At 71.0% G+C, this 9,730-nt stretch carries 9 protein-coding genes; 3 read left to right on the top strand and 6 right to left on the bottom strand.

The genetic code is table 11. The features are described from left to right. The 6 genes from GUY60_RS28280 to GUY60_RS28255 form a co-directional block, all read right to left on the bottom strand. On the bottom strand, window positions 1-514 hold a 514-nt coding region (locus GUY60_RS28280), incomplete at its 3' end, for an NADH-quinone oxidoreductase subunit NuoE family protein (protein ID WP_187370148.1). Between the two features lie 8 nt (window positions 515-522). Beyond that, window positions 523-2,463: a molybdopterin oxidoreductase family protein gene (locus tag GUY60_RS28275; protein WP_161702836.1), complete on the bottom strand. Its 1,941-nt coding sequence runs from the start codon at window positions 2,461-2,463 to the stop codon at window positions 523-525. After that, window positions 2,460-3,461, bottom strand: a complete 1,002-nt coding sequence (locus GUY60_RS28270) for a 2-dehydropantoate 2-reductase (RefSeq protein ID WP_161702834.1) — start codon at window positions 3,459-3,461, stop codon at window positions 2,460-2,462. The genes GUY60_RS28275 and GUY60_RS28270 overlap by 4 nt, the downstream gene beginning before the upstream one ends. A 283-nt stretch (window positions 3,462-3,744) precedes the next feature. Continuing rightward, the gene (locus GUY60_RS28265; protein WP_161702832.1) at window positions 3,745-6,015 is read right to left on the bottom strand and encodes an FtsX-like permease family protein; all 2,271 of its coding nucleotides are present in this window, start codon (window positions 6,013-6,015) and stop codon (window positions 3,745-3,747) included. After that, window positions 6,012-6,695, bottom strand: a complete 684-nt coding sequence (locus GUY60_RS28260) for an ABC transporter ATP-binding protein (protein WP_161702830.1) — start codon at window positions 6,693-6,695, stop codon at window positions 6,012-6,014. The genes GUY60_RS28265 and GUY60_RS28260 overlap by 4 nt, the downstream gene beginning before the upstream one ends. A gap of 67 nt (window positions 6,696-6,762) precedes the next feature. Next, entirely contained in the window at window positions 6,763-7,203 is a 441-nt protein-coding gene (locus tag GUY60_RS28255) for a hypothetical protein (RefSeq protein ID WP_161702828.1), read from the bottom strand. Between the two features lie 264 nt (window positions 7,204-7,467). On the opposite strand from GUY60_RS28255, the gene GUY60_RS28250 reads away from it, so the two are divergent. The 3 genes from GUY60_RS28250 to GUY60_RS28245 all read left to right on the top strand — a co-directional run bounded on the left by GUY60_RS28250 (window position 7,468) and on the right by GUY60_RS28245 (window position 9,711). After that, window positions 7,468-8,832 carry an OFA family MFS transporter gene (locus tag GUY60_RS28250; protein ID WP_161702826.1) on the top strand — a complete coding sequence of 455 codons (1,365 nt, stop codon included), beginning with the start codon at window positions 7,468-7,470 and terminating at the stop codon, window positions 8,830-8,832. Continuing rightward, on the top strand, window positions 8,807-8,935 hold the full coding sequence (locus tag GUY60_RS39565) for an MFS transporter small subunit (RefSeq protein ID WP_281368591.1): 129 nt from the start codon (window positions 8,807-8,809) through the stop codon (window positions 8,933-8,935). The genes GUY60_RS28250 and GUY60_RS39565 overlap by 26 nt, the downstream gene beginning before the upstream one ends. A gap of 101 nt (window positions 8,936-9,036) precedes the next feature. Continuing rightward, window positions 9,037-9,711, top strand: a complete 675-nt coding sequence (locus GUY60_RS28245) for a class I SAM-dependent methyltransferase (RefSeq protein WP_161702824.1) — start codon at window positions 9,037-9,039, stop codon at window positions 9,709-9,711. Window positions 9,712-9,730: the final 19 nt, after the last annotated feature.

Genomic DNA, 9,730 nt, shown 5'->3' with positions numbered 1-9,730 from the left:
CCGCAGGCGCACCCGTACCCGCCCGCACCACCAGCGCCGCCGGAGCCCGCTCGCACAGGCCCAGGCACGGGCTCTCCTCCCAGATCGCACCGTCGGCGGGTGAACCAGGCGCTCCCAAACGGGACTTGAGCTCCGAGCAGAGCTCGGCAGACCCCCGCGCCGCGCACGCCAGGTCCGTGCAGACCTGCACCACCGTCGCCGGGCGCGGCCGCAGCGCGAACATCGCGTAGAAGCTCGCCACCCCGTACGCCTCCGCGGGCGGCACCGTGAGCCGCCTGCACAGGTAGTCGAGGGCGCCCTCGCTGATCCAGCCGACGCGGTCGTTCACCGCGTGCAGCCCCGGCAACAGCAGATCGCGCCGTTCCCGTGCCGCCCGGCCCCCGCGCGCCCAGCGCAGATCCGCGTCCGGGCGGTCCGCGGCGCCCTCCCAGGCCGACTCGGGCGGGCCGAGGAGCGCGTCGATCGCGGCGCGCTCCTCGTCGGTCGGCTTGCTGTCACCGAAGTGCAGGTCCATCGGACGCCTCAGCTCCTCACGGCCGTGACGGGCAGCTTCTCGATCCGGATCGCCGACGCCTTGAACTCCGCCGTCCCCGCGATCGGGCAGTTCGCCTCGATCGTGAGTGCGTTGGTGTCCACCTCGTCGGGGAAGTGCATGGTCATGAAGGCGAGGCCGGGGCGCAGGCCGGGGTCGACCCAGACCGGCGCGACGACCGTGCCGCGCCGGGACGCGACCCGTACCTCCTCGCCCACCACGACGCCGTAGTGCTCCGCGTCCTCCGGGCACAGCTCGACGTACTCGCCGCGCCGCAGCGGAGAGGCGAAACCGCTGCTCTGCACCCCGGTGTTGTAGGAGTCGAGGCGCCGCCCCGTGGTGAGGCGCAGCGGGTACGACTCGTCGGTGAGGTCCACCGGCGGGTCGTGGTCGACGAGGCCGAACGCCGCCCGTGGGCCCCGGAGTTCGGGGTCCTGTTCCCATAGGCGGCCGTGCAGGAAGCTCGACGGGAGCTGCTCCAGGTCGGGGCAGGGCCACTGGAGGCCCTGGTGGTCCTCCAGGCGGTCGTACGTCATGCCGAAGTGGTCGGGGGAGAGGGAGCGCAGCTCGTTCCAGACCGACTCGGCGTCCGCGAACTTCCAGGCGTGGCCCAGGCGTTCGGCGATCTCGCAGATGATGTCGATGTCCTCGCGGGCCTCGCCGGGCGGGGCGAGCGCGGCCCGTACGCGCTGAACTCGCCGTTCGCTGTTGGTGGTTGTGCCGTCGGCTTCCGCCCAGGAGGCCGTGGCGGGGAGTACGACGTCCGCGAGTTCGGCGGTCTTCGTGAGGAAGATGTCCTGGACGACGAGGTGGTCGAGGGCGGTCAGGCGGCGGATCGCCTGTTCGCTGTCGGCCTCCGACTGGGCCGGGTTCTCGCCGATGCAGTAGACGGCCTTGAGCGCGCCGTGCTCCATCGCCTCGAACATGTCGGTCAGCGTCATCCCGTACTTGGGCTGGATCACCGTGTCCCAGGCGGACTCGAACTTGGCGCGGTGGCCGTCGTCGAGGATGTCCTGGAAGCCGGGGAGCCGGTTGGGGATGGCCCCCATGTCGCCGCCGCCCTGCACGTTGTTCTGGCCGCGCAGTGGCTGCACCCCCGCCCCGTACCGTCCGACGTGGCCGGTCAGGAGCGACAGGTTGATGAGGGCGCGGACGTTGTCGGTGCCGTTGTGGTGCTCGGTGATGCCCAACGTCCAGCAGAGTTGGGCGCGTTCGGCGGTGGCGTAGGCGTGTGCGAGGTCGCGGATCGCGGCGGCCGGGACTCCGGTGACCTTCTCGGCGAGGGAGAGCGTCCAGGGTTCGACCAGGGCGCGGTACTCCTCGAAGCCGCTGGTCGCGCGCTCGACGAAGGCCTGGTTGTGCAGGCCCGCGTGGATGATCTCGCGGCCCACGGCGTGCGCGAGCGGGATGTCGGTGCCCACGTTCGGCCCGAGCCAGGACTCCGCCCACTCGGCGGTCGAGGTGCGGCGCGGGTCGACCGCGTACATCCGCGCCCCGTTGCGTATCCCCTTCAGTACGTGCTGGAAGAAGATCGGGTGCGCGAAGCGGGCGTTGGAGCCCCACATCACGATCAGGTCGGTGTGCTCGACCTCCTCGTACGAGGAGGTGCCGCCGCCCGAGCCGAACACCGCGGACAGGCCCGCCACGCTGGGGGCGTGGCAGGTGCGGTTGCAGGAGTCCACGTTGTTGGTGCCCATGACCACGCGTGTGAACTTCTGTGCCACGTAGTTCATTTCGTTGGTCGCGCGGGCGCAGGAGAGCATCGCGAACGCGTCGGGGCCGTGCTCCACGCGCGCGTGCCGGAAGCCGTCGGCGGCTCTGGCGAGTGCCTCGTCCCAGGTGGCCGGGCGCAGCGGCCCGCCCTTCTCGTCGCGGACCAGGGGATGGGTGAGCCGTTTGTACGTCTTGGGTGTGCGGTCGCGTTTCTTCATGCCGCGCTCCTTGTCGGCGGGGCGGGTCCTCTGCTGGTTCCGGTGGCGAGCAGGTCGGACAGGGCGTGCACGGTACGGAGTGTGGGCACGGGCACCCCGGTGATGCCCGCGAGTTCCACGACTGCGGCGAGCAGCACGTCCAGTTCCAGGGGTTTGCCCTTCTCCAGGTCCTGGAGGGTCGAGGTGCGGTGGTCGCCGACGCGTTCGGCGCCCGCGATGCGCTTCTCCACCGAGATGGCGGGCCGGCAGCCGAGCGTGTGCGCGACGGCCAGGGTCTCCCGCATCATCTGCTCGATCACCTCGCGCGTGGTGCCGTGCAGGCACATCTGGCGCATGGTGGCCCGGGTCAGGGCGCTGATCGGGTTGAACGAGATGTTGCCGAGCAGCTTGATCCAGATGTCGTCGCGGAGTTCGGGCTCCACGGGACACTTCAGGCCGCCGGTGTGCATGGCCTCGCTGAACTCCAGGCACCGTTTCGACACGGACCGGTCGGGCTCGCCGATCGAGAACCGGGTGCCCTCCAAGTGCCGTACGACGCCCGGCCCTTCGAGTTCCGTGGCCGCGTACACGACACAGCCGATGGCGCGTTCGGGGGCGAGGACCGCGCTGACCGAGCCGCCGGGGTCGACGCTCTCGACCCGGTGGCCGTCGTGCGGGCCGCCGTGCCGGTGGAAGTACCACCAGGGGATGCCGTTCTGGGCGGCGATCACGCTGGTGTGCTCCTGGAGCAGAGGCGCCACGAGCGGCCCGCACGCCGCGTACGAGGTGGCCTTGAGTCCCAGGAAGACATGGTCGACCGGGCCGATCTCGGCCGGGTCGTCGGTGCAGTGCGGCCGCGCGGTGAAGTCCCCGCGAGGGGAGAGCACCCGCACTCCGTGCTGCCTCATGGCCGCCAAGTGCGGTCCACGGGCGACGAGATGGACATCGGCGCCGGCGCGGTGCAGCGCGGCTCCGACGTAGGCGCCGATCGCTCCGGCGCCGAGAACTGCGACTTTCACGGTGTGGCTCCTGTCGGTTGAGGGGACCGAGGAGTTGAAGCACCGGGAGGGCTTCAAGGGAGTCGCACGCTGTTCGCACGGTGTCGACGAAATATTGTCTACAGTATGGAAGTTGGGCCAGCAAGGGTTCGCGCAGCACATTGCGTCCGCTTGACCCTCGCCGCTCCGGGCCGGCGACGGAGAGGTCCCGGCCGGAAACGGCGAGGTCCCGCCGTCCGGGCGGACGACGGGACCTTTGGACACCACACACGGGACCTTTGGGCACCACGCAGAGGGTTTCCCCTCAGTCGCGCCGGATCAGTTCCGGATTGATCCGGCGGCCGACCAGCGGCAACGTGCCGAGTACCGCCACGACCAGGACGCTGACGGCCGCAAGCGCGAGCAGCGGGACACCCGCAGTGTCCCAGAAGACCTCGCCGCCGCCCGTCACCAGATACGAGGACTCGGCCAGCTTTCCGGTGACGAGCGCGAGCACCAGGCCGAGGGTGAGCGGCAGGACGACCTGCAGGCACTGGACGAGCCGGAGGACGCGCGGCCGGGCGCCGATGAGGGCGAGGGCCGTGACCTGCGGGCGGCGCTCCACGGCCCGGTCGGTGGCGGAGACCAGGAAGGCGGCGGCACCGATCACCAGGCCCATGATCATGCCGACGGCGAGCAGTGTCTCGATGACGGTGATCTGCTGCAGGGCGTCGATGTTGATGCCGACGGGGTCGACATCCGCGGTGGGCGCGATGGCTCCGATCCGGTCGAGGACCGTCCGTACCGTCTCCGGGTCGGACGTGCTGGCGAGGATCAGGCTGCCGGAAGCGGGCACGGCCCCGGCGGGGATCCTGGACGGCGGGTACAGCACCGGTGCGTCGATGGCGGTCACATCGTGACCGGCGTACGCGACCTTCCGGTCGGGCACGTCGACCTTGATCGAGGTACGCCGGTCACCCTGCTTCAGCCGGATCGTCGAGCCCGCGATCGTCTCTTCCGGCAGATCCGGGTCGACGAGATGAAGCACCTCGCCGTCCACGCAGCCCTCCACCCGGACCACCATCTTCTCCAACTGCCCGCAGGTGGCGACCAGGGCACGGGCGGGAATGGCCGGGCCTTCGCTCTCGGGGTCGAACGGTGGCTCCATCACCATCGCGTGGGCCCGCAGCTCGGGGATCTCACGGAGCCGGTGCTGCTGTTGGGTGCTGAGGCCGGACAGCGACAGGGTGTACTCCTGGGACGGCGAGCTCGGCCGCAGGATCTGGTCCTCCTCGACGAGGACGCCCTGCGCGAGGGACGCCGAGAAGACGAGCAGCACCAGACCGGTGACCACGCGCATGGCGCTGCCCGGTTCCACCTCGTTGCGGCGCATCGCCAGGTTGAGGGTGAGCGAACGGGACCGGGCGAGGCGCTTGGCGAGAGCGTACGACAGCAGCGGCATCGTCAGGACGAGGCCGAATCCGGTGAGCAGTACCCCGAGCGGTACGAGGAGGGTGTTGACGCCGGTGCTCTGGGCCGGGTTGTCGGTGAGCCCGGTCGCGCAGTAGCCGATGACGATGCCCAGGCCGGTGACGAGCAGCAGCCCGCCCCACATCCGCGGCGGCCGGGGCGCCGCAGTGCGGCGGGCGCCCAGCGGGTTGGCCGCGGCGGCACGTGCGCTGGCCCGGCCGACGAACCAGGCGAGCGCCGGGCAGCCGAGCAGACAGATCGCCAGGGTGACGGGGGAGAGCGCGCCGTCGTCCGGATACCACTTCAGGCCGGGCAGACCGGTGTTGGCCATGACCTGGTTGAGCAGCCAGAACTCGGCCAGGCCGAGCAGCGCCCCGAACACCGCGGCGACCACCGTCTCGGCGGCGTTGACCCGCTGGGTGCCCTTGGTGCTCAGACCGAGCAGCCGGAGCGCGGCGAGGCGCCGGTTGCGGCTGGCCGCGGAGAGCCTGGCGCAGACGGACAGGAAGACGGCGAGCGGCAGGAGCACCAGCGTGCCGAGAGTGAAACGCAGGATGTCGAGCGTGGAGGGCTCGACAGTGGGCACGGCCGCGTAGTCCTTGCCGAAGCCCCTGAGCGCGCGGGTGCTCTCGAAGCCGGTGACCTTGTCGGGTGTGATGCCGACGTACGCGTACAGCTCGTTCGGGTCCGTGAGGCCGGCCGGGGAGACGGTCCCCTGCACGCGGCCGGGCAGCAGTCCCTTCAGGGCGGGCTCGCGGTCGAGCTGTTCGGCGAGGGCCGGGGAGACGAACACCTCGCCGGGCGCGGGGAGTTGGTCGAGGCCGGGCGGCGGTGCGGGGGTGTCCTTGCTGCCGGGTGCGATGAAGACACGGTGGAACGGGCGTGAGCCGTGCGGGTCGGACCGCTCGAGGACCAAGGTGCGGTTCTGCTCCGGCTTGCCCGCGAAGACGACCGGCGACCGGTCGCCGGACCGGCCGTCGCGCGCGTCCAGGATCGCCGGGATGGTCAGCACGAGCGCGAGGCAGCAGACCCCGAGTGAGCCGCCGACGGTCATGAGCAGAAAGCGTGCCCGGGTGCCCCGCCCGGACCCGAGGAGCAGCCGGAGGCCGAGCAGGAACTCCTTCACGCGGCGGCCCCGGCGAGCTGGAGGGTTCCGTCGGTCATGGTGTAGTTGCGGTCGGCCTGGGCGGCCACCGCCGGGTCGTGGGTGACCAGGAGCACCGCGGTTCCCTGGGAGCGGGCCAGGGACAGGAACTCCTGCAGTACGGCGGCGGCGTTGGCGCTGTCGAGCGATCCGGTGGGCTCGTCGGCGAAGACGACGGCGGGCCGGTGCACCAGTGCGCGCGCCACGGCGACGCGCTGGCTCTGCCCGCCGGACACCTGGGAGGGGCGTCGCTCACGCAGGTCCCCGATCCCGAGGCGGTCGAGGACCTCAGCAGCGGCCGCGAGCGCGGGCCCCTTCTTCTTGCCGGCCAGGCGCAGCGGCAGCGCGGTGTTCTCCTCGATGGTCAGCTCGGGGAGCAACTCCCCGTACTGGAAGACGAATCCGAACCGCTCACGGCGCAGCGTGCTGATCTCCTCGTCGTCGAGGTCGCCGTAGGAACGCTTCTCGAACTCGATCCGCCCGCGCGTCGCCGGCAACACTCCCGCCAGGCAGTACAGCAGCGAGGACTTGCCGGACCCGCTGGCCCCGGTGATCGCCGCGACCTCGCCTCTGCCGAGGACGATATGCGCGTCCCGCACCGCGTGTGTGGCGCCGTAGGAGAGGTCAACTCCCGTGGCTGCCAGAACTTCTGACGTGCTCATTCTCTTGTTCCCCCAATGTCCCAGGCGGGCCCCGAGTACAGGACTCGGGGCCCGCGAGGGTGCGTGGTCAGCGCTGGTAGTGCTTGGTGGGCGAGCAGTTGTCCGGGTGGAACGAGCCGCGGTCACGGCAGGAACGTATCCGGGCGTCGTCCGTGTAGCGGTCGGCCGGGGCCCACACGAGGTAGTCCTTCCAGACGGACTTCTTCTGCTTGCCGTTGAAGCGGTTCCAGTCGTGGCCCTCGGCCTTCACCTGCACGTAGACGTTGTGCCCGTCACCCGCGCTGGTGTCCTTGAGCCAGCCCTTCCAGTGGAAGGCGCCGTGGTTGGCCCCGGGGGCCTCCCACTTGTACTTGCCCGAGTGGAACGAGACACCACTGCTCTTGCGCGTGGAGATCTTGTGCCATGAGGCAGCCGCTTCGACGTCACCGGACGCCCCCGCGAAGGCGGCACCGGCGCCGGCGAAGAACAGCCCGGCGGTCAGGGCGCTGACTGCGAACGTGCGATTCACTTGTTTCCTCCCGTTTTGGTCGAACCACTCGGGACCTGGTCATGATCACCGAGCGAACGGACAGTAACAGGCTTTGCAGTAAAGGGAGTTGAAAATTTTCTGGCTGGATCTGGTGGGTGCCGGTGGGTGCCGGGTGCTTACCGGTGGGTGCCGGGTGCTCAGGGGCCGGTGACCGTCGACAGGTGCGCCGGGCTTGCTGCTCGACGGGTCGAACGACGTTCGCACTCTTCCCAACAGCCGTCCCGCTTCCTAGGGTTCGCGACCATGACCCCGCCCCTCGCCCCGCCGGGATGGAGCCGCTGGCTGGTGCCGCCCGCCGCGCTCTCCGTGCATCTCTCCATCGGCCAGGCCTACGCCTGGAGCGTCTTCAAGCCGCCCCTCGAATCCGCGCTCGGACTCTCCGGTACGCAGAGCGCGCTGCCCTTCCAGCTCGGCATCGTGATGCTCGGGCTCTCCGCCGCCTTCGGCGGCACCCTCGTCGAGCGCAACGGGCCGCGCTGGGCCATGACCGTCGCCCTCTGCTGCTTCTCGTCCGGCTTCCTGGTCGCCGCGCTCGGCGCCGCCACCGAGCAGTACTGGCTGATTGTGTTCGGCTACGGCTTCCTCGGCGGCATCGGGCTCGGCATCGGCTACATCTCGCCCGTCTCCACCCTCATCAAGTGGTTCCCCGACCGGCCCGGCATGGCCACCGGCATCGCGATCATGGGCTTCGGCGGCGGCGCGCTCATCGCCTCGCCCTGGTCCTCGCAGATGCTGGACTCCTTCGGCGCCGACCCCGGCGGCATCGCCCTCGCCTTCCTGGTGCACGGACTGACGTACGCGGTCTTCATGACCCTCGGCGTGCTGCTCGTACGCGTACCGGCCGCCGCCCCACCGGCAGCGGACGGGAGCGGGGCGCCGGCCGCCCCCGCCGGTCCGCAGGTGTCCGCGAAGCAGGCGCTGCGCACCCCGCAGTTCTGGTGTCTGTGGCTGGTCCTGTGCATGAACGTGACCGCCGGGATCGGCATTCTGGAGAAGGCCGCCCCGATGATCACGGACTTCTTCGCGGAGACCTCGACCCCGGTCTCCGCCTCCGCCGCCGCCGGGTTCGTGGCCCTGCTCTCCGCCGCCAACATGGCGGGCCGTATCGGCTGGTCCTCCACGTCCGACCTGATCGGCCGCAAGAACGTCTACCGGCTCTACCTCGGCGTCGGCGCCGTCATGTACCTGCTGATCGCCCAGTTCGGCGACGCCTCGAAACCGCTGTTCATCTGCTGCGCCCTGGTGATCCTGTCCTTCTACGGCGGCGGCTTCGCCACCATCCCCGCCTACCTCAAGGACCTCTTCGGCACCTACCAGGTCGGCGCCATCCACGGCCGCCTGCTCACCGCCTGGTCCACGGCCGGGGTGCTCGGCCCGCTGATCGTCAACTGGGTGGCCGACTCCCAGGAGTCCGCGGGCAAGAGCGGCCCCGGGCTCTACGGGCTCTCGCTCACCATCATGATCGGCCTGCTCCTGGTCGGCTTCGCCGCGAACGAGCTGGTCCGTCCCGTCCACCCGCGCCATCACCACGTACCGGACGCGACCGCGCCGGTACCCGCGCCCGCCTCAGCGAAGGACTCCGATGCCGCACCCCGACGCACCGCCTAGCCGCCGCGGGCTCACCGTCCTCGCCTGGCTCTGGGTGGGACTGCCACTCGGCTACGGCCTGTACGAACTCGTACGGAAGGCGACTCAGCTGTTCACCGGGTGAGGGTTCCGGTTCGGGTTCCGGTTCGGGGCGGGCGTTTCGCTGTGTTTGCCGGACCGGCAATTTTTGTGGTGCGCCGGGGACACTCGCGGCACGGTGGGGTCATGACCGACAACACCGCAGCAACATCGCCCGGGTCCGCCGGGCCCGCGCCCGCCGACGCCTACCTCGGGGACCCCGCCGTACGGGAGGAATGGGACACCCGGTACGCCGACGGGCAGCTCTGGAGCGGGCGGCCCAACGGGGCGCTCGTGGCCGAGGTCGCCGGGCTCGCCGAAGGGCGGGTCCTCGACGTCGGCTGCGGCGAGGGCGCCGACGCCATCTGGCTGGCCCGCGCCGGGTGGGACGTGACCGCCGTCGAGGTCTCCGGCGTGGCCCTCGACCGCGCCGCAGGGCACGCGCGGGACGCCGGGGTCCAGGTGCGCTGGGTGCACGCCGAACTGACCGAGGCGGCGCTCCCGTCCCGCTCCTTCGACCTGGTCACCGCGCAGTACCCGGCGCTCTTGCGCACGCCCGACGCCGCGGCGGAACGGGTGCTGCTCGACGCCGTCGCCGTCGGTGGGGTGCTGCTTGTCGTCCACCACGTGGTCGACGAGCACACGGCCCACGAGAGCGGCTTCGACCCGGCCGACTACGTCCTGCCCGGCACGGTCGCCGCGCTGCTCACCGACGACTGGGAGGTGCAGGTCGACGAGCGGCGGCCCCGCGTGCTCCCCGAGGGCGGCGCCGGGGCCCACCACCACGAGGACGTGATCCTGCGGGCACGACGGCTGCGCTGAGAGTTTCCCCACCCCGCCC

Source organism: Streptomyces boluensis (genome assembly GCF_009908195.1).
Classification (GTDB): domain Bacteria; phylum Actinomycetota; class Actinomycetes; order Streptomycetales; family Streptomycetaceae; genus Streptomyces; species Streptomyces boluensis.
The sequence above is the reverse complement of the archived record's forward strand: the minus strand, read 5'-3'. Positions and strand labels throughout refer to the sequence as shown.

What these genes read in the sequence shown, in the direction of transcription:
- GUY60_RS39565 (WP_281368591.1), top strand. Translation starts at nt 8,807, where the DNA reads ATGCCGCACCCCGACGCACCGCCTAGCCGCCGCGGGCTCACCGTCCTC.
- GUY60_RS28245 (WP_161702824.1), top strand. Translation starts at nt 9,037, where the DNA reads ATGACCGACAACACCGCAGCAACATCGCCCGGGTCCGCCGGGCCCGCG.
- GUY60_RS28260 (WP_161702830.1), bottom strand. Translation starts at nt 6,695, where the DNA reads ATGAGCACGTCAGAAGTTCTGGCAGCCACGGGAGTTGACCTCTCCTAC.
- GUY60_RS28250 (WP_161702826.1), top strand. Translation starts at nt 7,468, where the DNA reads ATGACCCCGCCCCTCGCCCCGCCGGGATGGAGCCGCTGGCTGGTGCCG.
- GUY60_RS28275 (WP_161702836.1), bottom strand. Translation starts at nt 2,463, where the DNA reads ATGAAGAAACGCGACCGCACACCCAAGACGTACAAACGGCTCACCCAT.